At 37.8% G+C, this 26,764-nt stretch carries 21 protein-coding genes; 6 read left to right on the top strand and 15 right to left on the bottom strand.

Going from position 1 to position 26,764, the window contains the following annotated elements; all coding sequences use genetic code 11:
• Positions 1-125 precede the first annotated feature (125 nt).
• Positions 126-1,934 carry a GNAT family N-acyltransferase gene (locus B0G92_RS01790; protein ID WP_056071542.1) on the bottom strand — a complete coding sequence of 603 codons (1,809 nt, stop codon included), beginning with the start codon at positions 1,932-1,934 and terminating at the stop codon, positions 126-128.
• 145 nt (positions 1,935-2,079) lie between these two features.
• Between B0G92_RS01790 and B0G92_RS01785 the strand changes: the two genes are divergently transcribed.
• From B0G92_RS01785 to B0G92_RS01775, 3 genes are all read left to right on the top strand, one after another.
• Complete coding sequence (locus B0G92_RS01785; protein ID WP_056071545.1) at positions 2,080-2,841, top strand: exodeoxyribonuclease III; 762 nt, start codon at positions 2,080-2,082, stop codon at positions 2,839-2,841.
• 45 nt (positions 2,842-2,886) lie between these two features.
• The gene (locus tag B0G92_RS01780; RefSeq protein ID WP_101470893.1) at positions 2,887-3,846 is read left to right on the top strand and encodes an OmpA family protein; all 960 of its coding nucleotides are present in this window, start codon (positions 2,887-2,889) and stop codon (positions 3,844-3,846) included.
• 232 nt (positions 3,847-4,078) lie between these two features.
• The gene (locus B0G92_RS01775) at positions 4,079-5,116 is read left to right on the top strand and encodes an NADP(H)-dependent aldo-keto reductase (protein WP_101470892.1); all 1,038 of its coding nucleotides are present in this window, start codon (positions 4,079-4,081) and stop codon (positions 5,114-5,116) included.
• Between the two features lie 50 nt (positions 5,117-5,166).
• On the opposite strand, the gene B0G92_RS01770 is transcribed toward B0G92_RS01775, so the two are convergent.
• The 4 genes from B0G92_RS01770 to B0G92_RS01755 form a co-directional block, all read right to left on the bottom strand.
• Positions 5,167-6,537: a PQQ-dependent sugar dehydrogenase gene (locus tag B0G92_RS01770; protein ID WP_101470891.1), complete on the bottom strand. Its 1,371-nt coding sequence runs from the start codon at positions 6,535-6,537 to the stop codon at positions 5,167-5,169.
• Positions 6,538-6,673: 136 nt separating this feature from the next.
• Entirely contained in the window at positions 6,674-8,281 is a 1,608-nt protein-coding gene (locus B0G92_RS01765; protein WP_101470890.1) for a DUF4139 domain-containing protein, read from the bottom strand.
• 245 nt (positions 8,282-8,526) lie between these two features.
• On the bottom strand, positions 8,527-9,720 hold the full coding sequence (locus B0G92_RS01760) for a VWA domain-containing protein (RefSeq protein ID WP_101470889.1): 1,194 nt from the start codon (positions 9,718-9,720) through the stop codon (positions 8,527-8,529).
• Positions 9,721-9,737: 17 nt separating this feature from the next.
• Complete coding sequence (locus B0G92_RS01755) at positions 9,738-11,081, bottom strand: prenyltransferase/squalene oxidase repeat-containing protein (RefSeq protein WP_101470888.1); 1,344 nt, start codon at positions 11,079-11,081, stop codon at positions 9,738-9,740.
• Between the two features lie 183 nt (positions 11,082-11,264).
• Between B0G92_RS01755 and B0G92_RS01750 the strand changes: the two genes are divergently transcribed.
• On the top strand, positions 11,265-13,085 hold the full coding sequence (locus B0G92_RS01750; RefSeq protein ID WP_101470887.1) for a tetratricopeptide repeat-containing sensor histidine kinase: 1,821 nt from the start codon (positions 11,265-11,267) through the stop codon (positions 13,083-13,085).
• Positions 13,086-13,087: 2 nt separating this feature from the next.
• Positions 13,088-13,837 (top strand): LytR/AlgR family response regulator transcription factor, encoded by a 750-nt coding sequence (locus tag B0G92_RS01745; protein ID WP_180326391.1) that lies wholly within the window; start codon positions 13,088-13,090, stop codon positions 13,835-13,837.
• Between the two features lie 48 nt (positions 13,838-13,885).
• Here the strand turns inward: B0G92_RS01745 and B0G92_RS01740 are convergent, their stop codons facing one another.
• From B0G92_RS01740 to panC, 10 genes are all read right to left on the bottom strand, one after another.
• Positions 13,886-15,856 carry a transglycosylase domain-containing protein gene (locus B0G92_RS01740; RefSeq protein ID WP_101470885.1) on the bottom strand — a complete coding sequence of 657 codons (1,971 nt, stop codon included), beginning with the start codon at positions 15,854-15,856 and terminating at the stop codon, positions 13,886-13,888.
• Between the two features lie 525 nt (positions 15,857-16,381).
• Positions 16,382-16,837 (bottom strand): hypothetical protein, encoded by a 456-nt coding sequence (locus B0G92_RS01735; RefSeq protein ID WP_101470884.1) that lies wholly within the window; start codon positions 16,835-16,837, stop codon positions 16,382-16,384.
• A 21-nt stretch (positions 16,838-16,858) separates the two neighbouring features.
• On the bottom strand, positions 16,859-17,305 hold the full coding sequence (locus B0G92_RS01730; protein ID WP_101470883.1) for a hypothetical protein: 447 nt from the start codon (positions 17,303-17,305) through the stop codon (positions 16,859-16,861).
• A 216-nt stretch (positions 17,306-17,521) separates the two neighbouring features.
• Positions 17,522-18,739, bottom strand: coding sequence for a DUF3999 family protein (locus B0G92_RS01725; RefSeq protein WP_101470882.1), 1,218 nt, complete (start codon positions 18,737-18,739; stop codon positions 17,522-17,524).
• Complete coding sequence (locus tag B0G92_RS01720; RefSeq protein WP_101470881.1) at positions 18,723-21,014, bottom strand: DUF2339 domain-containing protein; 2,292 nt, start codon at positions 21,012-21,014, stop codon at positions 18,723-18,725. The genes B0G92_RS01725 and B0G92_RS01720 overlap by 17 nt, the downstream gene beginning before the upstream one ends.
• A gap of 53 nt (positions 21,015-21,067) precedes the next feature.
• Positions 21,068-22,432: a DNA repair protein RadA gene (gene radA / locus B0G92_RS01715; RefSeq protein ID WP_101470880.1), complete on the bottom strand. Its 1,365-nt coding sequence runs from the start codon at positions 22,430-22,432 to the stop codon at positions 21,068-21,070.
• 4 nt (positions 22,433-22,436) lie between these two features.
• The gene (locus B0G92_RS01710) at positions 22,437-23,579 is read right to left on the bottom strand and encodes an alpha/beta hydrolase (protein WP_101470879.1); all 1,143 of its coding nucleotides are present in this window, start codon (positions 23,577-23,579) and stop codon (positions 22,437-22,439) included.
• 67 nt (positions 23,580-23,646) lie between these two features.
• Positions 23,647-24,609 (bottom strand): lysylphosphatidylglycerol synthase transmembrane domain-containing protein, encoded by a 963-nt coding sequence (locus B0G92_RS01705; RefSeq protein ID WP_056071585.1) that lies wholly within the window; start codon positions 24,607-24,609, stop codon positions 23,647-23,649.
• Between the two features lie 7 nt (positions 24,610-24,616).
• The gene (panD, locus tag B0G92_RS01700; RefSeq protein WP_056071592.1) at positions 24,617-24,967 is read right to left on the bottom strand and encodes an aspartate 1-decarboxylase; all 351 of its coding nucleotides are present in this window, start codon (positions 24,965-24,967) and stop codon (positions 24,617-24,619) included.
• A 20-nt stretch (positions 24,968-24,987) separates the two neighbouring features.
• Positions 24,988-25,836, bottom strand: coding sequence for a pantoate--beta-alanine ligase (gene panC, locus B0G92_RS01695; protein WP_101470878.1), 849 nt, complete (start codon positions 25,834-25,836; stop codon positions 24,988-24,990).
• Positions 25,837-25,943: 107 nt separating this feature from the next.
• Here panC and B0G92_RS01690 point away from each other — a divergent pair, with 107 nt between their 5' ends.
• Positions 25,944-26,750 (top strand): glycogen/starch synthase, encoded by an 807-nt coding sequence (locus B0G92_RS01690; protein ID WP_101470877.1) that lies wholly within the window; start codon positions 25,944-25,946, stop codon positions 26,748-26,750.
• Positions 26,751-26,764: the final 14 nt, after the last annotated feature.

Below are 26,764 nucleotides of genomic sequence, written 5' to 3'. Positions count from 1 at the left end.
TTTCTCAGGCTTTTCTTTTATATTGAATTTTTTTGTCCATGCTTTGCGACTCTGTGACTTTGCGTGAAATACAGCCCGCAAAGGCGCTAAGCCGCAAAGTTTTTATGCTTGTTTAAGTTTCAGAACTATAATTTTTCTCCTTTTTCGGCCAGTTTTCGTTCCAACTCTGCCTGAAATTCTTCCATCACCGGTTTCATCGTACTCTCCGGAATGTCCGCAATTCGAATATACATCAATCCATCAACAGCATTGTTAAACAGCGGGTCTACATTAAATGCCACAACCTTGGCGTTCTGCTTGATGTATTTTTTAATCAATACCGGAAGACGCAGGTTGCCCGGTTCCAGCTCATCGATAAGTTTGTCAAATTTGACAAGGTCGGCTTCGGCTTCATCAAAAATAAAATCCTTATCCGCATCTTTCAGCTTTACCTTAAATTCCTTTTTAGGGTGCACATATTGTGCAATATAAGGGTCGTAATAATGCGATTTCATAAACTCAATCATCAGCGACTTCGTAAAATCAGAAAACTGGTTACTGATACTTACACCGCCAATCAGGAATTTATGTTCCGGATAGCGCAGTGTCGTATGCACGATTCCTTTCCAAAGCAGGAACAACGGCATTGGTTTTTGTTGGTATTCTTTGGTGATAAAAGCCCGGCCCATTTCTATGGACTTGCTCATCATATCATACAATTCCGGCTCAAATCGGAAAAGCTCCTGAAGGTAAAATCCGTCGATTCCATATTTAGGGAAAATCTCCGCACCAAGTCCCATACGGTAGGCACCTGCAATTTCTTTGGTATCATCGTCCCATAAAAACATATGGTGGTAGTATTGGTCGAATTGGTCCAAATCCAGTGACTGGTTGGTTCCTTCGCCCACTTCCCTGAAGGTAATCTCCCTCAAACGTCCCAATTCATGCAGGATGTTTGGAATGTGATTCGCTTCCGTGAAAAACACTTCGTAGTTTTTGCTTTGCAGCAATCGGCAGTCAGTCTGTCTCAAAGCATTCACCTCGTTAACAATCTGCTCATGATTGGCTGGCATGGCAATCTGTTTCGGACTTCTCGGGATTTTTAAGTTGGATGTGTCCAGTAGCTTGGTTTCCTTCTCAAAAGGATTAGCCAGCATATAGGTCTTTTTTCTAAGAAATTCAGAGTATTCTTCGATTTTGTCGTATTCGTTCTGTTCGTTTACAGAAATCGGTTTTCCAATTCGTACTTTGATAACACGGTCTTTCTGTGTCAGCAATTCCGAAGGTAGTTTTGCAGTTCTTAACGTATCGTCAAGTTTGGAAAGGAAATAAAAAAGCTTGCTGTTTTTGGCGTGGAAATAAATGGGTATTACAGGAACTTTAGCTTTTTTAATCAGCTTAATAGCACCTTCTTCCCAAGGCTTGTCTACCACCAGTTTTCCATCTTTATAGGTAGAAACTTCACCGGCAGGAAACATTCCCAAAGGCTTTCCGTCGCTTAAATGGCGCAGTGTTTCTTTAATTCCGATTACGCTCGATTTGGCATCCTTATGATTCTCAAAAGGATTTACGGGCATGATATACGGTTTCATAGGGTCAATCCTATGTAAAAGAAAATTGGCAATAATCTTGAAGTTAGGCTCCCTTTCCAGCATAAGCTTTAAAAGCAGGATACCGTCAATTCCGCCTAGCGGATGGTTTGAAATGGTAATATAGGCGCCGTCTTTTGGGAGGCGTTTTAAATCTTCTTCCGGGATTTCAAATTTAATCTGGAATTCGTCCAATATAGCATTGAGGAATTCGACATTTTGTAGATGTTTGTTCCGGTCGTAGATTTTATTCAGTGTGGAAATTTTAAGTATTTTCATTAGCAGCCAGCCTGAAAAAGTTCCCAAAACTCCGTATTTATCTGTGTTTATTGCTTTTGCAACTTCTTTAGCGGTAACTAACCCCATCTATCATCTGTTTTGTGCGAAAAAAACAAAGATAGCAAAATTGAGTTAACACATCCATTTTTTTCATCCTATCAGACCAGAGATTTTGCCTGTAGAAATAATCTTTTTTTACTTACTTTTGAAAAAGTCAAAATCTACAGCAACTATGAGAATTATCTCCTACAATGTCAATGGAATAAGAGCCGCCATTACGAAAGGCTTCCTGGAATGGCTTCAACATGCCAATCCGGACATTATCTGTCTTCAGGAAATTAAAGCAACGCCAGACCAGATTCCGCTGGATGAATTTGAAAAAGCAGGCTATCCTTATAATTATTGGTTTCCGGCGCAAAAAAAAGGCTACAGCGGAGTGGCTGTTTTGTGCAAGACAAAACCCAATAATGTGGTTTTTGGTACCGGAATAGAACACATGGATGCGGAAGGAAGAAACCTTAGGGTTGATTATGACGACTTTTCGGTGATGAGCCTGTATTTGCCTTCAGGAACCAATATCCTCAGATTGGACCATAAGTTTATGTATATGGACGATTTCCAGAACTACATCAACGAACTTAAAAAAGAGATTCCTAACCTTTTGATTTGTGGCGATTATAATATCTGTCACGAAGCTATCGATATCCACGACCCGATTCGAAATGCCAAAGTATCCGGATTCCTTCCGGAAGAAAGAAGCTGGCTGGACCTTTTTATGAAAAGTGGCTTTATTGATTCTTTCAGGCATTTTAACAAAGACCCGCACCATTATACGTGGTGGAGCTACAGAGCCAATGCCCGAAACAATAATAAAGGCTGGAGAATCGATTACATCCTGGCAAGCCGTCCTATCGAAAACAGATTGAAAAGAGCTGTAATATTGCCGGATGCCAAACATTCTGACCACTGCCCGGTTCTGGTAGAAATCGATTAAATAAGCTAAAAACGAGTAAGAAATAAATAAAACCAATTCAAAATCATGATTAAAAAAGTATCGCTTGGAGTATTAGCCCTGGCATTGACTACTTCCTGTGTTTCGTCAAAAGTTTATAAAGAACTCGAAGACAAATACGCTAACCTCAAAAAGGAAAACAGAAACCTTTCTGATGAAAACCAAAACCTGACAAAAGCGAAAAACCAGCTCGACCTTGAAAGTAAGGATTTGAAATCGCAATTGGAAAAACTAAAAGCAGAAAGAGATAAGCTTGCAGCAGATTATGCAGCAGCAAGTACCAACCTGAATACGTTAAAATCATCATATGCCGCACTTGAGAAAAACAGTAGTGATGCTTTAGATACCAATATGAAGAAAAACCGTGAACTATTGGCGCAGCTTGAAGCAAAAGAAAAAGCTTTGGCGGCAGAACAGGAACGATTGAACAAATTGCAGGCAGAATTAAAAGAACGTTCTTCAAGAGTAGATGAATTGGAAGGAATGATTGCTGCAAAAGAAGAAAGCATGAGAAAACTGAAAGAAACGCTTTCCAAAGCCTTAAACAGTTTTGAAGGAAAAGGTTTGACAGTAGAGCAGAAAAACGGAAAAGTATATGTTTCTATGGAAAACAAACTGCTTTTTGGTTCAGGAAGCTGGTCTGTTGGAGCAGAAGGAAGAAGAGCCGTTGTAGAAGTAGGGAAAGTATTGGGTGTAAATCCGGATATTTCTGTACTGATTGAAGGACATACAGACAATGTGCCGTATGGCGGAACCGGACAAATTACAGACAACTGGGATTTATCTACAAAACGTGCTACGGCTATCGTAAATATCCTTGCAGAAAACAAAGCCATTGACAAAAAGAACCTTACTGCTGCAGGACGCGGAGAATATGCTCCTTTGGCTTCTAACGAAACAGCAGAAGGGAAAGCCAAAAACAGAAGAATTGAGATTATCCTAACTCCTAAATTGGATGAAATCTCTAAGATGCTGAATGAATTGTAGTAAAAGAGGCTAAGTTGCAGAGGTACTGAGGCGCTAAGGTTTTATGTGTCTGGGCGATAAAGCTTTTTGTTTATAATATAAAGACTCAGGACATTTGTCCTGGGTCTTTTTTATTTAAAAAAACTGCCAAACCTTAGCACCTCAATTTTCCAATCCCTTAAAAACTTAGTACCTTAGCACCTTAAAAGAACCTTAGCAACTTAGCGACTCAGTCACTTAGTACCTTAAAAAAATGAACTACAATACACTTCCAAACACCAACCTGAAAGTTAGTGAACTATGTCTCGGAACCATGACTTTCGGACAGCAAAATACCGAAGCAGAAGGACATGCTCAGATTGATTTTGCGTTGGATAAAGGAATCAATTTTATCGATACGGCAGAAATGTATCCTGTTCCGGCACGCGAAAAAACAACAGGGGAAACTGAAAGAATTATAGGGAGCTGGCTCCGTAAATCGGGAAAAAGAAACGACATTATCCTGGCTTCCAAAATTGCAGGACCAAACCGCGGGATGCAATATATAAGAGAAGATTTAACATTCAACAAAGAAACCATAAAAGCCTCTGTTGAAAAAAGCCTGAAGCGACTTCAGACAGATTATATCGACCTGTACCAACTGCATTGGCCGGAACGAAAATCGAATATGTTTGGGCAACGAGGTTTTAAAATTCAGGAAGATGCCTGGGAAGATAACATGAAAGCTATTCTGGAAGTATTTCAGGAACTCATCCAGGAAGGGAAAATCCGTGCCATAGGCGTTTCCAATGAAACACCCTGGGGTGTGATGCGTTTTTTGGAAGAAAGCAAAAAGCACAATCTGCCCAGAATAGCAACCATCCAAAATCCTTACTCTTTGCTCAACCGTACTTTTGAAGTAGGACTTTCAGAAACAGCCTATCGTGAAAATGTAGGTTTATTGGCCTATTCGCCATTGGCATTTGGCGTATTGTCAGGTAAATTCCTGACCGGAGAAAAACATCCCGATGCAAGATTAAACCTGTTCCCAAACTTTACAAGATACAATTCGCAACAGACCAAAGAAGCGACGGCTTTATATCAGGAAACAGCAACCAGATTCGGACTCACGCTAACAGAAATGTCTTTGGCGTTTATCCGTCAGCAGCAGTTTGTGACGGCAACTATAATAGGAGCGACAAACCTGAAGCAGTTGGAAGAGAATATCAATTCAAGACATACGGTTCTTTCAGAAGAAGTGCTAAAAGCCATTGATGAGATTCAGTCCATACGTCCTAATCCTGCTCCATAAAAAAAAGCCTGTTTTTAAAACAGGCTTTCTTTTTTATATAATCCGGTGTTTTATTTTTTTCCCAGTTTTGATGTAAACGTATTTCCGGATGTGTCTTCTATTGTAACAACATAAATTCCTGTTTGCAGCGAACTGATGTTGATGGTATTGACAGGTGTATTTTCCAGTCTTTGTTCTATCAGGAGCTTACCGGATAAATCAACAATAGAAACTTTTTGAAGTACAATTCCGGTAGTACTTGATAAGAAAAGTTCAGAATCTGCCGGATTAGGATACATAGAGAATCCGTTTTTTGTAAAATCGTCATTGCTCAATGCCGTATCAATAACCCTGTAGACAATGTCCTGAGAAGTTCCGGTAACGAACAGTTCGCCGCTGGAGTTTTCTCCAAACGAAGTAAAGGAGTTAGAACCGGAGAAATTGGCAGAATAGGTAATGTTGCCAGACGTATCAACCATTCCTATACGATTGACGCAATAGTCAGCAAAGAAATATTTGTTCTGCATGGCCGGGTAAGTGCTGCCTGTATAAACATAGCCCCCGGTAATAGAACAGCCTCCTGTTGAAGCATGTGTATATTGTGCAACAGGAAAAGTCATGGTTGACATAGCAGCGCAGCCAGTTGTATTGTATGCGGCATTACCTTCATAACATCTCCAGCCATAGTTTAGTCCGGCAGCAGTTGAACTGACCTTGTTGATTTCTTCAATCTGGTCCTGACCTACATCTGCAATCCATAAATCGCCATTAAGTCGGTTAAAAGAAAACTTCCATGGATTTCGTAATCCAATAGCCCAGATTTCATCGGCTCCCGGCGTAGCTCCGGCATAAGGATTGGTTGGCGGAATTCCGTAAGGAGTGCCCGAATCAACATCAATACGCAGCATTTTACCCAAAAGCTCATTGATATTTTGAGCCCTGTTTCCCGGGTCACCACCGCTTCCGCCATCACCCATTCCGATATACAGATAACCGTCAGGACCAAATTTTATGGTTCCGCCATTATGGTTGGAAAAAGGCTGATTAATTGTCATTAGGATAGTACCGGTTGTATTGGCAACATCAGGATTACTACTTACAGAATAGCGCGCTATTACAGTATTCCCGGCCGTATTGGTGTAATTAACATAAAAGAAACCATTGGAGGCATAATTAGGATGGAATGCCAGCCCCAAAAGTCCTCTTTCGCCACAGCAGCTTACAAGGCTTGTGATGTTAAGAAAAGGTGTGGCATTTGTAGTACCATTCGAATTCAAAACTTTGATGACTCCGCTTTGTTCCACAATAAACAATCTCGTGTCACCTGCGTTGGCAATTTCAATAGGATTGTTGAATCCTGTAGCAAAAGGCACTATTCCGATTGTCTGCGAAAACGCAAAGGTTGAGAATAGTAATACTAATAATCGTAGTGTTGTTTTCATTTTATAGCAATTAGGGTTAGGAAGTAAATTTATAAAATAAAATTTGAAATTATTCATAATGAAACGTTTACATTTTTAAGATATAAGTATTTTTTTAATAAAAAAAGCCCCGTTATTGTAACGGGGCTCTCTTGTTTTAAAGATTGTCAATAATCTTATTTTTTGGATATTTGACCGTATAACTAATACGTATTTTCCTGGTTTCATTTGGTTTCAGATTCAAATCCCAGGTCAGGATTCCTGTTTCGGCATTGACTTTTGCATTGTCGCTTTGCTTCAGTTCGATTTCAATTTCTTTATCGGTACTCAACGGATATTGGTCTTTGAGTGTTAGCTGTATAGCCTCTTTTTTGTTGTTTCGTACAGTGGTTTCAAAAGTAAATGTCTGCACTTTGTTGGCTGACAGGAACTTTGTGCCCGATTTGTCCACTACCTTTTCTCGTTTGATTGAAATTTTCTTATCTCTTCCCATGCTCAGGTTCAGGGTGTCCGAAGTCTGGTTCGGGTCTACAAACGTTTTGCCTACATACATTCCTTCAAAAATAATATTGGCTTCGCCTTTTAGCAGGTTGTATTTAGAATAGTCACTGATTTCCGCCAGAAGAAATGCTTCCTTGTCGGCTGTTGGTGCGGCATAATATTTATAAGTAGCAGGCAGTTTTATTTCTTTTAAAGCAACACTGTGTTTTTTGCCGTTAGACAAAATATCATACGGAATATCAATATCAAAGGAAATGTTCAATTGGTTTTCTGTGATAGCGGTAAAGTTGGAAACGGAACCTCTAATCATCACTTTGTCTTTTTTGGTAGTGATGCCCTGAACCACCACCTCCTGCAATTCATTGATTGGAGCAGCATTTTGTCTATAATCCTGTACATATCCGTATCTTAAAAACCAGGCCTGTAGCAATGGAGCCTGATTATTTTGGTTAGGAAGACCGGAGGACAAAGTCAGTTTCACATTTTTCCAGTCAATTCCGGTGCTTTGTGTGACTTGTGCCTTATACATCATGTCTATTGGCGAGGCTATGCTGTTGGCTCTCAAATCATAGAACGGAGCCCAGGTTGCACTGTTGGTCAGATACGAAATTTCTAATGGCACATTTCCGGCCACTTCATTCATAACCTGAAGGATTAATTTTCCGGACGAGATTTTTTCTTCGTTTTTGTTGTTGACTTCCAATCTGTCATTTAATTTTTTAAGCACCTCGGCGAGTTTCTGTTCTTTTTCAGTCAAGGCATTTATATTGTTGCTTAATTCTGCCCTTTTTGTCTTGTAGTACTCTACCATTTTCATCAATTCAGTCACATTCAATCCAGAGTTTTGTCCGGAAACCTGTTGGTTTTTATCCAACAGTTCGATGGTTTTTCCTTCAGAAATTCTGGAATTGGCAAGTTTAGCAATTTCTTTCTGGACAATAAGAATACTGTCTTTCACTTTTTTTACCGAAGGAGAATTGGTGTCAACCTCATATTCAGAAATATAATTGTCTGTGAATTGTACAGACAGTACAGTTAATGTAGGTGATGTCCCAATTTGTATTGAATTTTCGTTGACCCAGTTGGCTACATTTTTGACTACAATTTCGTGAGTTCCTGCCGGAAGGTTTACACTGGCCGTTTGTGAAATTTCTGCCGCATTGAAATAAACAGTTGCCGCTTTAACTTTTGCTGTCGTAAAAACAGGTTTTTGGGCATATAGGGTTGCCTGAAAGAACAAGAATAGTATAAGAAACTTTTTCATAATTGAATTTTAAGGATTAGTCTTTTCTAAATAAGAGAGCAAAAAGACGGAAAAGGTTGGGACGAAAGGAAAATAAATTTCTTTTTCTGCTTTGCGGCTATGCTTGAGATAGTTGCTCGCAAAGGCGCAGAGCCGCAAAAATTCCTAATAATGGAAATAGTGAAGGTTACCTGTCAGGAATAACTTTCCGATATTATTAAAAAATATGCCCCATGAAACGTATGAGGCATATTTCGAGTTAAAGCCTACTTTTCAGCCGTATAGCCTTTAATTTTTGCAAAGCCTAAAATGGACGACGCAATAGCATTTCCTAAATCATCCTGTTTTTTGCCTTTTTTATTTTCGGTATCAATATAGTCCTGACGCTGTTTTGCCAACTGTGCCATTTCTTTTTGTATCGCTTCTCTTTCCTGTGTTTTTTGGTCTACAATCGCTTTGATTTCCTGTGGAGATTTATTCTGCAGTTCTTTAGGAAGTTCTTCTTTTTTGATTTTTTGCAAAGCCGATTTGTCTTCTTTTACACGGTCAACCAAATCCCAGGATTCGTTTTTATACACGGCTTTTGATTTGCTCACGGCACGTTCTGCATAGTTGGAAGAAGAAACAGATTCTGCATTCTTGTCCTGTGCTGCCTGCATGGCTTTCTTCTCATAACCTTGCGCTCCGTAACCCATATAAGTGGAATTCAGTCTTTCATTGCATTTGCTGATTCTTTCATCATAAGGTGTCACGATATAGCGTACTTTTTCATCCGAGTTGATGTTGAAGTATTTTCCCTGACCTTTGTCCGCGCCATCTTTCCAGAAAGTATCAATACCTTCGATAGCACTGCCACAAAAAATCGTATTGACATAAATGTCGTTTTTCAAAGCATCGCTTATAGCTTCTTTATAGTTGATGCTTCCCTGGTTGAAAGGTTCGTTTCCTGCAATATATAGCAATTTCATATTCGTTTTGTCTTTTCCCCAGGAAAGTTGTTTTGTAGCGTCCTGGATTACGGCACCACAATATTCCGAGCCTCCGTTGGTTCGAAGTGAAAATAACTTTTCAGAAATGAGGTCCAAATCAGTTGTGAGCGGTGCTACCTGGCGGATATAATTTGAGGTGGCGGACAAGCCGTCGTTTCCATATTCATAGAGTGCAATTTCTATTTTCGGATTTTTTCCTTCATATTTTAAGGTTGTCAAGGTGTTTACAATATTCCAAAGCCTTGATTTTGCCTGGTCAATCAGTCCGTCCATGCTGTTGGAGGTGTCTAATAACAAGGCTACCTGGATTTTTGTATTATCATCAGCAGTAGTTGTATTCAGAGCCAGTTCAGGACCCGGATTGTTTTCCGGATTGGGATTTTCTTTCGGTTCTTTTTTGAAGAAATCGCAACTGCCAAAGCAGAAGGTTGTGCCTAATAATAAGGAAGCAAAAATGATTTTCGTTTTCATGATTTGTGTTTTTAAGATTATTGCAGTTTTTTAATGTCGTTTTCAACCGTTAAAATCATCAGGCAGGTTGCAGTGCAAAACACCGGACTTGTAATGCAATGGTGTCCGTTCCAGCTTCCGTCATTGTTCTGGATGCTCATGATTCTGCCGCTCATATCGTCATACCATTTTTTCCATTCCTCATCCTGGTTGACAATCATGGATTCTCCGGTTTGCAGGAAGCTTAAAAATTCTTCACCGCCGTTATTGCCGAAACCGCTGATTACTTCTTTATTCATAGCTTTTACTTTTGCAGAATTATACACCTTATCGGCAACATCATAAACTTCGGCCTGTTCTTCTGAAACGCCTGCTTTTTTTAGGTTTTCTTTGTTCAGGACGGCATTCTTGTCTAGTTTGCCCTCGCGTTTTGCCTGATTGATAATGGCTTTCGCTTCCTGAGATTCTTTGGCGCTACCGCGTACGGAACTGCTCACGGCATACAATACGATTCCGGCTCCGTCTTCCGCTTTTACACTTTCGCTTTCAGCATTGTAATTGCTTTTCTGATATTCGCGGGATTTTTGAAGTTTTTCTTTATTGACTTTAATATCCTTGTTTTTTGCAGCAGTTTCCAAACTTGAACTGGCAAAAGACGATTGCAGTACTCCGGCCCATCCGGCACCTTTTACCTTTCCGGTTTCATCATATGACTTCTCAATTTTATTGACGCAAATTTGTATAGCTTCCTTCACTTTTGTTTTTAAGGAGGCATCTTTCAACATTGGGTAGACCTGATTCAGAAATTGAAGTGTGAGGACGGCGTCAATGTTTTCACCTAATTTGCTTTGTATTTGTGTACCGCGGACTTCAGTAATGAAATTCGGATTGTTTTTTGTATTTTCGATTTCTGCCAAAAGATAATTCAGGCTTTTTTTCAGGACATCACTGTATTTTCCGGATTCCAGATTGTAGCCGCAACGGTATAACGCCATGGCTGTCATTGCGGTAGTGGCCGGGTCAGAACTAACCGCATGTGGGTCCATAACATTTTGTCGTGCATGCGAACCGGCTCCCCATCCGCCATCTTTATTTTGGGCTTTAATAAGCCAAAGCTCACCCTGCATAATTTTGTCGTCAATTTTGGCATCTCTTTTGGCGGCTGCAAAGCCTTCAGAAGGCTGTTCGCCCATGACTGTCATAAAAACGCAAGGTTTTTCTTCTTCTTCTTCTTCATCTTCAATTTTTTCTTTAGGCAAAGAAGCCAAATCTTTTCCTTTTGAAACCTCGTTGTCCTGCAGTATAGAACGATTGTTTATGATTCCTACAGATATGTAACATGCTGCCAGGAAGACTGCTGCGGAAATAATTCTTGTTTTCATAATTATAAGGTTTTAATTGATTTCTAGGGTAAAATTATGGTTCATCAGGATTGGAATTTTCTACACATGGTGAAACCGCTTTTTCAATTGGTGAAAGGAATAGGATAAGAAGCCAGAATTATTTTACTTTACATTGCAGAAAATTCGCAGAAGCGGCAAGTGATTCTGTAATAGGATAGTTATATGATGAAAACAAAATGGACCTTCTTCTTTTTTCTTTTGCTGTTCGGTATGAAAACCGTTATGGCACAGGACACTATTAAGAAAAAAAGTAAGCAGAGTCAGAAAGAGTATAATTTGAATCAGGCAGCGGCCGAATTAAAAAAATCATTGTCAGAAGATGAAAATGATTTACAGACTGCCCAAAAATATGAAGCACTGGCGAAACAGCTTTCGGCAAAAGGACAGTATGCGAAAGCAGAAGAATACTTGAAGAAAGCCCGTGACATCTATGCAAAGCGGAACAAGAAAAAAGAGGCTGCCATTACGAATCGTGGGATTGCTAAAGTACAGGAGTCACAAAATAAAACACAGGATGCCATTGTGAGTTATGAAATGGCGAGCCAGACTGCAACGGATAAGGTTGCGGAAAAAATTAATTATAATGATGCGGAGCGTTTGAAAAACAGCGCACCGGAACAAAAGAAGGATTATATTTCTTCTAATATTCAAATTCTGGAAAAAGAAGGCGAAAAAGAAGAAGTGGCAGATGCCTATCAGCAAATGGCAAAGGCAAATATTGATAGGAATGATGCTAAAGCGGCGGTTGAAAATTATAAAAAGGCATTGGAAAATGTAAAGCACAAACCGGAAGAAGCCATTAAGATTAAAAACGAAATAGCAAAAGTTTATGCTTCAGAAAATGAGTTTGACAAGGCTATCGAGATTAATAAAAAGCTGATTAACGAAGCCAAAGAAAAAAATGATTCCGAAACCCAGATTGTGCAAATGCAGGAATTGGCTGCAATTTATTTTAAGCAACAGGAGGCAGAAAAAGGAATCTCTGTTTTGAAAAAGGCCTATGAACTTGCCATACAAAACGGAAAGACGATTTTGGCAAAAAATAGCTTAGACCAGCTTATCAGCGAATATAATGCGAAAGGCAACGGCGAAAAAAGCATTGAACTGTATGAAAATTTCTTTGAGAATTTTGAAAGTCTTATCAAGTCTGATAATTCTCTGGTTGACTCAAAAGTCTTTCAGGTAACGGAAGACCGAATCAAACATTTGGAAAAAGAGCGTGCCTTAAAAGACGAACTGATTAGCAAAAAAAACACGTTTAATTATTTTCTTTTAGGTTCTGTCGTATTGATGGTACTGCTTTTTGTTTTTATTGTCAAAGCATTGTATTCGATTAAAACCAAGAACAAAAAAATTGCCCTACAGTCGTTGAGAAGAGAAATGAATCCACATTTCATCTTTAACAGCCTGAATTCTGTGAACCAGTTCATTTCAGAAAATAAAGAACTGGAGGCTAATAAATACCTAACTTCCTATTCGAACCTGATGCGAAACATGATGGAAAATTCCAACAAAGATTTTGTTACGTTGAATAATGAAGTAGAGCAGCTCAAAAAATACCTGGATTTGGAACATCTGCGTTTTAATGAAAAATTTGACTACGAAATAACCATAGATGACGCTTTGGATGGTGATGCCGTTTTAGTTCCAAATATGCTTTTGCAACCGCATCTTGAAAATGCAATCTGGCATGGGCTCCGTTACAAAGAAGGCAAAGGATTTTTGAAATTGGATTTCAAGCTTAAAAACAATATGGTAAAGGTAATTGTTGACGATAACGGAATAGGGCTCACCAAAAGCAGGGAATTGAAAACTACCAATCAAAAAGTACATGAATCACGTGGAATGACCAATACGCGCGAAAGGATTAGCCTTTTGAACGAGCTTTATAAAAAGAATATTTCTCTGAAGATTTCAGAAAAAAAAAACCCCGAAACGGGCACGCGAATTGAAATTAGTTTTCCATTAATTGACCGGATTTGATAATGTTGCAAAAAATACGAAGTGTTATAGTAGAAGATGAAACGGCAGCCCGTGAGGTCTTAAAAAATTATGTGCAGAAATATTGTCCGCAGATAGAAATTATAGGCGAAGCACAGAATTTTAAGGAAGCGGTTCCATTGCTTCATGAGCTGAAGCCGCAACTGGTTTTTCTGGATGTGGAAATGCCTTTTGGAAATGCTTTTGATGTTTTGGAAGCCTGTAAGGACCTGCAATTTGAAACAATTTTTGTAACGGCTTTTTCAGAATACTCGCTTAAAGCATTAAATCAGAGTGCAGCGTATTATTTGCTAAAACCAATCAGCATTGAAGAACTCATTACGGCGGTAAACAAAGTACAGCAGCATCTACTGAACCACGAGATTTTTAACAGGAACAGAATTATTGTGGAAAATTTCAGAGAAACGAAGCCGGAAAAACAACAAGTCATTCTTCCTACTTTAGAAGGTTTTGAAGTCGTAAAGATGGAAGAAATCGTCAGGCTTAGGGGAAATGGAAATTTTACAGACCTTTATCTGGCCGACGGGCAGAAAAAAATGGTCTGCCGGTTTTTAAAGCATTTTACTGAAATTCTTCCTTTTCCGTTTGTACGCGTCCATAAGTCGCATATTATCAATGTCAACTCCGTAAAGTCTTACCATAAAGGAGCAGGTGGTTATGTAACGCTGACAGATGGTTCAGAAATAGAAATTTCTCCGAGTTATAAAGAAGAATTTTTGAAAGTATTTAAATAATTTCTTTATCACCCTGCCAGGGTTCCAAACCCTGGCAGGGTAATAAAACTAAAAATCAAACTCCTCATCAATCGCAATTGTATCTACCGCAGTAGAATCCGGAGCTTTTATTCGTAAGAAGGAACGGGCAGGGCCTGTAATTTCTACAGGAAAATGTTTCTGTAATGTATCGTCCTGAGTAAGCAAACCACGTCGAATCATCAGGTTGGTCATGTATTCGTTTCGCTTTTCGGCAAAAGATTTTAATTTCCCCTGATTGTCAAACTGCCACATAAAACCCCGTGGTCTTGGAACGATACTGGCCAAAAACAAAGATTCGTTCAGGTTTAGCTGTGACGGATGTTTTCCAAAATAGAAATAGGCTGCTTCTCCAATTCCGTAAACATTAGGTCCCCATTCTATAATATTGAAATAAACTTCCAGCATTCTTTCCTTACTGGCGATTCTGTTATTTTCCAGGATATAAACCAGAAGAATTTCTTCAAGCTTGCGCGAAAGTGTTTTTTCTCTTGTAAGGAAAACATTCTTGATTAATTGCATGCTGATAGTACTGGCCCCGCGCGAAAAACGTTTGGTTTTGATATTTTTGATGATAGACTGCTTGAAAGCCTCATTGATAAAACCGCGATGTGAGAAGAAAGACGGGTCTTCAGAAGTCAGTACCGCTTTGCGGATGTATGGTGAAATCTGGTCTAAAGGTGTATAATTCGGATTTGACATCCCAACTTCTATCTGTCTTTGGCGAACGCCATTTATGATGGCCCTGTAGGCAAAGTTACCGTTGAGTTTGCTGAGGTTGGCCTCGCCATATTTGGTGATTTTTAGGTTTTCCTTATTCAGTTTGCTGTCAAAAACCAATTCACCAGGCTTGTTTTTATTGTAAAGGAAGTCCAGGTCATAGCTAAAGTTTCCTTCTGCTTCCATGCCTTCAAAATTGGTAAAGAGTCCTTCCGGAAGCGAAACAATAAAGTCCTGTGCTTTCATTTTCGGAATCTTGACCTTTAGCGCATAAATCTGATTTTTATCTTCTTTGGTTTTCTGATAGAATACATAAGGAGAAAACTTCATCTTGTTTAAAGTAACTGATGAAGTGCTGTCTACTGCTACAAAATCTTCACCAAAGAGCAGGTTATAATCGAATTTTGCCTGTTTTATGACCACATCTTTGTTGGCGATTTTCGGATGGTTCACGGTGAAGTTTACAATAGAAGTAAAACCGTCTATATGCAGCTCGCCACCATCCATTTCAATGTTTGAAACATTCAGTCGGATGGAATCAAACCCGGCTTTCATGTTAAACCGCTCATCAATATAGGGAATGCGGATTTTTCCGGTATCAAGATTAAAGAAGCGAAGGTCTGTTTTTTTACGCCTTGGGTCGGCAAAACCTTTTATTTTCCAATGCTGCTGAAAGTTATCTGCCGTAACGCCAATGGAAGTTTCAAGTTGTTTGTCTTTCAGTCGGAGCTTTTTCAAGTCCAGATTTACTTTTCTTCCCATATCGTCCATCCGGAGCGAAACGTTTTCCAGATTCATGTCGGTTGGAACCAGATTTAAAGCCTGGTTCAGAAGGCGGTAAGCTCTTTTGGCGTAATTGGTTTCAATATTGGTAGTGTCTTCGTTGGATTTTCTTTTTAAAAACGCATCGAAGTTGCGTCCGTTTTCGTCTTTTACCAGTTTTACAAATCCGTTTTTGACATGAAGTGTTCCTAATTGTACATCACCAGTAAGCAATTTCCAGAAATTGATATTGGTCTGTATACTTTCCACATTAAGAAGTGTGTCGGCATGTTTTGGAACCAGCAGGACATTTTCTAAGGAAATTCCCGAAAAACCCTGAAATGAGGCTTTTTTTATAGAAAAATTACTGTCGTAATCGTGTTCCATCTTATCAGAAACCTTAGCAATTGCCTTTTGCAATATGGAATTTCTGAAAATAAAAAATGTGCCTATGGAAAGCACAAAAAGCACGCCGACTATTTTTGCGGCCAGGATTGCTTTTTGTTTTCTGGATTTCATTTAAGATTTCTTGGTTTATTTAAAAAACAAATATAGCGGATTAATAGAAAACCAAAAGTCAGTTAAAGACTAATTAACAGTTATCAATACAATTGTGCTGTTGTTACCATTGATTTATGGCTTGGCGAAGACAGGGCTTTGAAAAACGCCAGCCCAGATATAGCTCAAATGTTGAGAAGTACAAATGTTCAATTACTTCTATTTGCCCTTCTTTTACAAAACCGATGTTGGTTGTAGTACGGTTGGTTCGGTAAAATACTTACAACTCTTTTCAGAGTGGTAAAGTGGAAAAAACCAAAGTGTAAAAATTAGTCTAAAACAATTTTTGTGTTTTGATACAGTTTATTAAATTCTATAAGTGTTTGAAAAACAAAATAATATTAGAATTTAATCAACTTAATTATTAACAAATTTAATGTCACAGCATAGAGGCGAAGGAAATTTGTCCTCTTTTTTGTAGGAAGTTCATCCTTAATTGTCATAAATATTTTCTATAATTTAGTTTGTGTTTAAAATTTCACTTTTTTATTCACTATCATTTAACCATTCTTCCGTGCTTCTATTTTCTCCAAGCCCAACTGTGTCAAACTCGTCTTTTCCATCTTTTCTAATTACGCCAAAGTCTTTTAAAACTTTGTTGATTTCCCAATCTCCCCATTCAGACAAATAAATCCTTTTTTGTTCTTCCCAAATTAAAGCTATTTGTCCTCCTTCACCACCAAAATAATCTGCTTCAATATAGGCAATTTTAATGTCACCAACCTGCTTTAATAATTCTACTTCAATATTTTCAGTCAGGTAGTCAAATTTTCCAATCGGCTTTGATTTTGTCAGTTTGTTTATTTCATCAAATAATTCTTTTGTAAAAGGAATTAAGCACAATTCCTGACCAATATCCACTATAGTTGCATTTGTGTAAAAATCTATCAAATTTTTATGATTAGATTTTTTTGTTATAAATGCTTGTAAAGTATATCCCATAAGTAAAGATGTTAGTTATAGTTATTCTTTTGTGAGTTCAAAACTCCATTTTAATTCATCTTTTGGGTTATCAAATTCGTCCATAAAACACCAATTGTCGCCCAGTTCGCTTATATCTGTTATACAGTCAAAAGTATATCCTTTCTTTAAATCGGGTGTGTCTTCTATGCCTGATTTAATAAAATTGCATTTAAAAAAAATGGAAAATCGCCCTATATTAATTGCAAAAATTTCTGCTGTATTAGTGTTTAACATAAGGCTATAACCACTTAATGTAAACTTATTTTCCTCAGGAATAAAGGTTCCATAATCTTCAAATAAAATACAGCCACCTTCGTTATAAACTGAATAGGAATCTGCCCATGTTTTAAAAGATTGAATTAAATTATCTTCAATCTTAAGTTTTAAAAATTTTATTAAAGTGTAGTTTTTGGGATTTTTTAAAACCTTATCTAATAGTTCTTTCATACAAGTATTTGTGTCTAAATCTTCTTTTTTGATGAAAATTTTTGTGTTAAAGAAAGTTTTCTTTTGTCAATCAAGTTTAAGGTTGCCAAGCAATATTGGAATTTAAAACACTCATGAAGGGTTTAAAAATTCGTGTCATTTATGTTGCAACAGTTGTTTAATGTTATTGGTTGTCTTGTGTTTACGGTTGGTTCGGTAAAATTGCCACTAACATAATTATTCCCGGAGCATTTTAAGAGAATAAAACGCCAGGGCCACAATAATAATTCCCATCAAGACCCAAAGCCAGATTTTATTTTCAAATAAGGGAGATTTTGTTTCGGTTTTAAATTCCGGATTTCGTTCTTCTTTTGAAACTGTAATTACAGATGGATTTTTTGGAATGTTTTCTTCAAAATTTTCAATATCATATTGCGGCTTTTCCGCTTTTTTATTCCCGTAAAACAAGCTGTAATTTCCTTTTTCCGTAAAACGGGCAATCAGGAAATAAATAGCGTTTTTAACTTCGACTCCTTGAATATCTAAGGGTTGGTTGTTATTATTTTCTATCGTGATTCTTAGTTTTTTTGCAAGTGTGTTGTCTGTAGAAAATCCTTTTTTCTCTAATGAACTCAATGTTCCTTGCGTAAGGATGCCGTAATTGTAATGCCATTTATCCTCGATTTTTACACTGTCGCGTAAAATTTCAATTGTGACCGGTCTGTAATAGTCAAAAGTGGTTCCTATGTTGATTTTTATTGACGAAACAGGAACTTTATGGGCTAATTCTACTTCAATTACAGACGTTTTTTTCTTTACATCTATGGTTTTTTTCAGGGTTTTGATAGTAGCAGTTTTAAAGCTGCCTTCTTCTTTTTGTTGTTCCCAGATTTTTGCTTCGGTTAGTTTTGGCTGTTCCGAAGCTTTTATTTTTATTCGGTAGAATTTATATTTTGAATTCGGAAAATCAACTTGGGTGAATTTATAATCGGTCTGGCTGTTTTTTATGGATAGAATACGGTAATCTTTTTGGATTAAAAACCATTCCGTTTGGTTGTTGCTTGCTTCCAAATCTAATTTCCAGTCAAAATTTTCCTGTTCAAAACCCAGTTTAATCTGGTTGATTTCTTTGGCCTGTAATAGTTCAAATGTATAGAAATAGTCAGCGTTTTTATTGGAAACATTGATTGTTTTAAATTGAATTGCAGTTTCAGAAATTCTGTCTGATGCTGTTTTTAAAATATAAGGTGTTTCCGTTTTATTATTTCCGAAGATTCTCACGTCAGAAAAATCAGGATTGAATTTATCAAAAGAATCTTCCGGCAGTATGATTTTATGCCAGGTTTCCGAAACATTTTCAAGTGTTCTCCTGTACTGAAAATCTTCTGTTTGCGAGAAAGATTTCAGGCATAAAAAAAGCATCAGGACCAATCCTATTTTATTTTTTGTCATCATCGAGAATCAGATGTTTGTATTTGTTATATAAAAACGAAATAATCAGAAGCAGAATACCAAGCGATACAAAAACAATTGTTTTTCGGATAGTATTTAGATGTACGATGTCATAGAAGAACAATTTTAATAATGTAATTCCAAAAAGGACGATGGCCAGAATCCGAAGGTGCTTTTTACTTTTCCAGATTCCGTAGCTGATAAGAATCAGTGAATAGCTTCCCCACAAAATGCTCAATCCAAGTTTGTTGTTTTCGTATATATTGAAAGCATTTAGCCAGATTAGCATTTCGGCACTTAAAATCCAGATTACTAAAATAGAAAAGAAGATGTCGAAAAGCATCCTGTTTTTTTCCTGCCTGTTTATAAAATAGATGTAGATTCGGTAGACAAAAATTGCCAGAACCAATAACGAAATATAATGGGCGATTACGCCAAAAAATCCTGTGGAGGCGTAGTCTGCCGGATTCATATAACTATGTATCAGACTCGCCTGAGCGAATAGTCCTGTGGAAATAAAAAGGAATAATGTAAGGCCCGAAATCACCAATGCTGTGATTTCTAAAGCTGTATTTTTGATTTTCTTTTCAATTGCAAAGAAAATAGCTGAAAGGTATAAAAGCGTGAAATTTAAGACCCAGACAGTTTTATAATCCATGAATTTCTCATTATAGAGCGTATATCTCTCCGCATAGCCATTTCCACTTGTGTCTGCTTTTGAAGTCAGGTATTGCAACTCCCAGTAGTTGCTGATTTCCATTTGAATTGCCTTATACAGCACAAACAGGAAGACTCCAGGCACAAAATAATTCATGAGCAATACATCAAACTTTAGTTTGGTATTTTCTTCTTCTCTGAATTTTCTTTGGAAGTAGAAGATAAATCCAAATGCTACAACAAATAAAAGGGAGTTCAGGAAGTCCGCATTGAACACAGGCGTTGCATTCCTGTAATTCCACCAATCTTCTATGAGGCTGAAAAAAGCCAGAACCATTACCACATAAGAGAGTTTTTCGTAAAGTGGTACTTTTTTACTTCTCCCGAGCCAGAAGAGTAAGGTTGCCTGAAATGCCCAGGCCAGGGTGACCCACTGTCCGTTTAACTGGATTGGAACTGCAATGGTAATGAATGTCAAGACCAGACCCAATATCAAATAAAAGAGGCTTTTGTCGCCTAATTTTTTCTTATAGATAAGCGTACTCACGCCAAAATGGATGATGGCATTCAGAAGTGTAAATACTCCCAAATAATTTGTGGCAACCGGATGTTCATTTAAGATTGCAATACCGATACCGTAGAATATAAAAGAGTTTGAAAGAACAGAAAAGATGTCTTTTGCTTCGTAGATTTCTTTTTTTATCAGTTTGTAAGATAAAAATGCGGTATAGAAAATAGCAAAGAAAATGAACAGGAAAGTCATCCCGATATTGAAGTGCAAACTGACATAGAAGCTCGAAAAATACCAGCTTGCAAAAATCAGCCAGGTGGCAAAAAAGGAAGTCAGGTTAAGCAATCGCCAATATTTTTTGAAAGCTATAATCAGTATTCCGATGTTGATTAGCGTCATGTACGAAAACAGAACCAATACCTTTCCGGAACCGTCACTTAATAAAAATGGTACGGAATAGGCACCCACTAGTCCAATAATTGCAATGACCTGCTGGTCGTATTTCAGGGCCGCAAAGACAGTGAAAATGGTAAAGATTACCATGACTATGAAAGCCAGCGATTGGGGCATTAAGCCATATAAACTATAAGCAAGAAACGTAATAAAATACATGATTGCCATAGAGCCGCTTAGCAAGACAGCGCTAAAGTTTTCAAATTTCTTTTTTAATTTCAGGGCAAAGCCCAATAATCCAAGTCCCATGAGGTAACCCAAAATGATTCGGGTCAGTGGACTTATCAATTCGTTGTCGATGGCATATTTGGCACCAATTCCAACTCCAATTATTAGCACAAGAACCCCGATTTTATTAATCAGATTCTCGCCAATAAATTTTTCCCAGTTGGATGGTTTTTTGATTTTTGGCTCCGGTCTTGCGGCAATAGGTTTTGGAGCAACACGGATATCCTGCTGTACTTTTGGCTTTTCAGGAATTGGTTTTTCCTCTGTATAGGAAACTCTTTCGACTTTAGGAGCAGAAAAAGTTTCCGGCTGTAGTAATTCTATTTCTTTTTTCAGATCTGAAATTTCCTTTTGAAAGCTGTCCTGTCTTTTGATTAGAAAATCCAGTTTCTGATGAAGCAGGTTGATTCTGTCTTGATTGTCGCTCATAAGTTTCGGATTATATCTTTTAAAGATATATAAAAAATGATAACATTTTGTTGTTATCCAAACAATTCGCTTACGACATCTTCAATTTTTGAAACGAGACGGATTTTTATAAAAGTATTTTTAAGGGTGATTTTATTGTATTTTGAAACAAATATGGTTGAAAATCCTAGTTTTTCAGCCTCCTGAATTCTTTGGTCTACGCGATTGACGGGACGTATTTCACCAGAAAGGCCCACTTCGCCTGCAAAACAAAAATCTTTTCCAACAGGAATGTCTTCGTTAGAGGAAAGTATGGAAGCTACAACGGCCAGGTCAATAGCCGGGTCGTCTACGGAAATGCCACCGGTGACATTCAAAAAAACATCTTTGGCACCGAGTCGGAATCCGGCCCTTTTTTCAAGTACGGCCAAAATCATGTTGAGTCGTTTGGCATTATATCCTGTAGTACTGCGCTGCGGTGTTCCATAAACTGCAGTGCTTACCAATGCCTGAATTTCTATCATTAAAGGACGCATTCCCTCCAGCGTGGTTGCAATTGCGGTTCCGGAAAGTTCTTCTTCTTTGTGAGAAATTAAAATTTCGGACGGATTCGAGACTTCTCTCAATCCGGTGCCTTGCATTTCATAGATTCCCAATTCGGCGGTTGAGCCAAAACGGTTTTTGAGTGAACGCAATATTCTGTAAATATGATTCCTGTCGCCTTCAAACTGCAGGACGGTATCCACCATGTGCTCCAGGATTTTTGGACCGGCAATATTTCCGTCTTTTGTAATGTGTCCAATCAGAATAACCGGAACATTTGATTCTTTGGCAAACTTTATCAGTTCTGCCGTAGTCTCGCGAATTTGTGAAATGCTTCCTGCAGAAGATTCGATATAATCTGTATGAAGCGTTTGTATGGAATCGATGATTACGATTTCCGGTTCAATGGCTTCAATCTGTTTGAAAATATTCTGCGTTTTTGTTTCGGTAAGGATATAGCAGTTGTCATTTAAAGGATTAATCCTTTCTGCCCGCATTTTTATCTGCTTCTGGCTTTCTTCTCCGGAAACGTATAAGGTTTTGTAAGGCAGTTTTAGAGAAATTTGCAACAACAGCGTACTTTTCCCTATTCCGGGTTCGCCACCTAAAAGAATCAGCGACCCTGGAACAATTCCACCGCCCAGAACGCGGTTTAGTTCGCCGTCTCTGGTGTCAAGTCGTATTTCTTCGGCACTGTCAATTTCATGGATTAGCAGAGGTTTTGAAACTCTTTTTGAATCCGGTGAAACGGCACTTCTCCAATCCTTTTTGTCTTCTTTCTGTATTATTTCTTCGGCAATAGTATTCCATTCCTTACAGGAATTGCATTGGCCCTGCCATTTAGAATATTGGGCACCGCAGTTTTGGCAGAAAAAAGTCGTTTTTATTTTTGACATAGAATTATTTGCTCTTCATTTCGTCTACTTTTTCAAGCATCATATCTTTGGTTAGGTCGCCAATTTCATTTTTAGTATAGGCATTTTGATACGATTTGAATGCCTTTTTGAAATCTCCCGTATGTTCATACATCATTCCCAGTTCATAATCTGCCAGCATGGATTTTGGATAGCTCTTTTTGGCAAGTCCGGATAATTTTTCAAATTCGGCATAAGCCTTGTTTTTTAAGATGGCAGCTTCAATCGCTTTAAAATCATTGACGCGGATAGGCATTTTTATTCCTAATGATTTTTCAATAATTTCATATTTGTTTGCCAGATAATCTACATAGCCGCCAGGAAGTGTTGCAATTTTTTCCTGAAATTCTGTAGTAGAAATAGGCTGGTATGCCGAGAAAATCTGGTACAGGGCATTCGGAATAGCATAAGGCACCAGCGAATAGTGTGTTGCGTTCTTGAACTCGTCAAAACGGTAGTTAAGATTAGGATTGCCTACTTTTTTTATGTTTTCGTCCAGGTCTTTGATTCTTTTTTGCATTTTTTTCAAATCACCATCGGCAGTAGCCAGATAATAAAAAATAGGCTGTTTGAAAAAGGCCAGTCTTTCTGCAATTCTGGTTTCCATTTCAGGAGCAAATTCCGGGCTAAGGGAAATATAGGCGTTAAACAGCGGTTGGTCTTTATAAAGGTAAAAGTTTAAAAAACCGGCAGTAGTATCATGTCCTGCAATAACTCTAAACGGGGCGATTCGGTATTTTTTCTCCAGAGCAGGAATCAGTTCAGAACCTATGAACTCATAGAAACGGGAACCGCCTTCTTCCGGAAGTCCGCTTTCTTTGTCGAACTGGCTGTCAACAAACCGTTCTCCTTTTTTATTCTGGCTGATACCAACCATTATGACAGGCGGCAGGTCGTCCCAATAATTAGAGTAGGATAAAGTACCGTTAAAAGCGTCAAAAAGATATTCGCCATCCAAAAGAATCACAAGTGGAAATTTTCTATCCGGTTCTTTTTCATAGGCTGGAGGAAGTGAAATAGTAATCTGACGTGTACCGTTGAGTTTTTCTGATTTTACTTCTTCAATGCTTTTTTGGGCAAACAGGCTAAAAGAAAAAATACAAAAAGCAGTGGTAATGAAATTCTTCATTCGTAAGAGTTTTAGGGTTTCGTTAGTTGAGACGGAAGAGCCTCTAATAGGAAAGCAAGATAGTAATTTATTTTTTCCTATTCAGAATAGGCAAAAGCAAAAAAGAAAGCCCTCCTAAAATAATTATCTGAACGGTTTGTGAAGTCCATATAATCCAGCCAAAAGCAGTTCCGGCCTCTTTTGGTACGCCATATAAGGCTAAAATACCGGCAATTAGTACCGGAAAAACACCAAACCCGCCGTTTGAAAATGAAATAGCCAGACTTCCTATTACGAAAGCTGTTACGACCACACCAAAGCTAATACCACTTGTTTCTTCCAAAGCAAAAATGGCCGTGTAAAAAGTCAAAACGTAGGCCAGCCATATAATGGCAGTATAGAACAAGAAAGGCCATTTTTTTTCCATTTTCCATACGCTGAAAAGCCCTTCTGTTAATCCGGAAATTTTTCCTTTAATCATCAGAATCCATTTTGATTTTGAATAGATAAAAAGAAGGATGGCTGAAAGGAAAACTACAAAGGCGACAATTCCGTAAACTAATAATTTTTCTACCGGAATGGTGTTCAGAAGGAAAGTCTTTAATATGTCAAACTGCAACAGGACGGCTGTTGCAATAAACAGCAAAAGAATTATAAAATCGATAACCCTTTCGGCAATAATACTGCCAAATGCCTTGTCAAAAGGAATATCTTCATATTTTTTCAAAACAAGAGCCCTTGAAACTTCTCCGGACCTCGGGATTGTCATATTCATAAAATAAGCAACCCAGACAGCCATGAAGTTATTTTTAAACGGAGAATGGTATCCCATGTGTTCCAGCATGAATTTCCATCTGTAGGCTCTTGCTGCGTGGCTGATGAATCCGAAAATTAAGGCAATAAAAATATAAGTGTAATCAGCATTCCTGAAATAGCTTTTCATTTCTTCCAGTTGTTCAGGAGTAAACGAATTATAGGTATATATAGTCAAAAAAACTCCCAATAAAATTGGGAGAAGTATGGATAATGTTTTGCTGATTTTTTTTCTCAAAAGTTTTCTAAGTTAAGGAGTTGTCCTTTTCGTTAGGAAAAACCAGTGTCGGTTTAAAGGTTTTTGCTTCCTCAAAATCTAAAATTCCGTAAGAAATAATGATGATGATGTCGCCTTTTTGTACCATTCTTGCCGCAGGGCCATTTAGGGTGATTTCGCCGCTGTTTCTGTTTCCTTTAATGGCATAAGTTTCTAATCGGGCGCCATTATTGATATTGACGATAGAAACCTTTTCTCCTTCAATAATATTAGAAGCTTCCATCAACGCTTCGTCGATTGTAATGCTTCCTATGTAGTTTAAATCTGCTCCAGTCACCATAACACGGTGAATCTTGGACTTAACAACTTGAATTTGCATGATGCAAAGGTAATTATTTTTTAATTCAATGAAATATTATCTATCAGACGGATACTGTTAATGAACACAGCAATGAAAGCGCGGTATTTTTTAGCATTGTCTTTTTTGCCTATTGGCAATAATTGCTCCTCGTCAGCAATCTGGAAATATTCCAGTCGGAATTCCGGATTTTTTTCAAAAACACTTTCTACCCAGTCGGTAATTTCTTTTGCACTTTCCGTGCCAAACTTTTCTTTGGCAGTTTTTAATGTCTTGTATATCAGGGAAGAATCTTCTTTTTGTTGGGAGGTAAGCCTTTCATTTCTGGAGCTCATGGCAAGTCCGTTAGACTCTCTGTATATAGGGCATCCAATAACATTTACCGGCATTTGGTGTTTTTCGACCATTTTTTTTACAATCTGAAGCTGTTGGAAATCTTTTTCTCCAAAATAGGCATTGGTCGGATTTACGATTTCGAAAAGTCGTTTCACAATTGTGCCGACACCGTCAAAATGTCCGGGCCTGTGCTTGCCTTCCATCTGGTTTTCGAGTCCATCGAAATCAAAAGCCTTTGCTTTGGTATTGCCTTCGTAGATGTCCTCTACGCTTGGGGCAAAAATGATGACATCCTTACTGACAGTTTCAATTTTTTGGGTGTCCTTTTCCAGAGTTCTTGGATATTTTTCAAGGTCTTCAGGGTTGTTAAATTGTGTCGGATTTACAAAAATACTGACAACCGTTACCTGATTTTCTGTAAGTGATTTTTCAATCAGTGACAAATGTCCTTGGTGTAGCGCACCCATTGTCGGGACAAATCCAATAGTCGTATTTTCTTTAGTAACCGACCCTAAATGTTTTTTGAGATCTTCCTGTCTGTTGAAAATGAGCATCAGCTTAAGATTAAATTGAATGCAAACTTACCATTTTTGTTAATAACTGCATAAATTTTTGTAATTTTGCATGTTTTTATATGCTATAAATAAAAGTTCAAAACAATATGGAGGATAAGAGGATATTGTATGTATCATCTGAGGTAGTGCCTTATTTGGCTGAAAATGAAGTGTCTATAATGTCGTATGACGTTCCGAAAATGATTAATGATCAGGGAGGACAGATTAGGATTTTTATGCCACGTTATGGAAACATAAACGAAAGAAGGCACCAACTGCATGAAGTTATAAGACTTTCAGGAATGAATCTGGTAGTGAATGATTTAGACATGCCATTGATTATTAAGGTAGCCTCTATACCAAAAGAAAGAATCCAGGTTTATTTCATCGATAATGATGAATATTTCAAACGCAAGGCAACTTTTACAGACGAAGAAGGTGTTTTATATCCTGACAATGATGAAAGGGCTATCTTTTTTGCAAAAGGAGTCGTGGAAACAGTAAAAAAACTGAACTGGGTGCCGGATATTATCCATGTGCATGGCTGGTTGGCCGGAATGCTTCCAATCTACATGAAGCATTATTATAAAGATGAGGCCCTGTTTTCTGAAACAAAAATAGTAACCTCTGTTTATAGCCAGGGTTTTGAAGGGAATCTGGATATGGAGATGATGAAAAAAGTGGCCTTTGATGGAATTCCTAATGAATCTATAGAGTATCTGGCAGAGCCTAATTATGAAAATGTAATCAAAGCCTCTATAATGCACTCAGATGCAGTGATAATAGCCTCCGAAGACCTTTCTTCAAGTTTAACAAAATTTATAGAATCATCGGGAAAACCTTTTTTACCTTTCGCCACGAAAGATAAGTTTGCAGAAGCTTATACTAATTTCTATAGAAATCAAGTTTTATAAAAAACATTCAAAAA

The organism is Flavobacterium lindanitolerans (assembly GCF_002846575.1).
In the GTDB taxonomy this organism is placed as follows: Bacteria; Bacteroidota; Bacteroidia; order Flavobacteriales; family Flavobacteriaceae; genus Flavobacterium; species Flavobacterium lindanitolerans.
The sequence above is the reverse complement of the archived record's forward strand: the minus strand, read 5'-3'. Positions and strand labels throughout refer to the sequence as shown.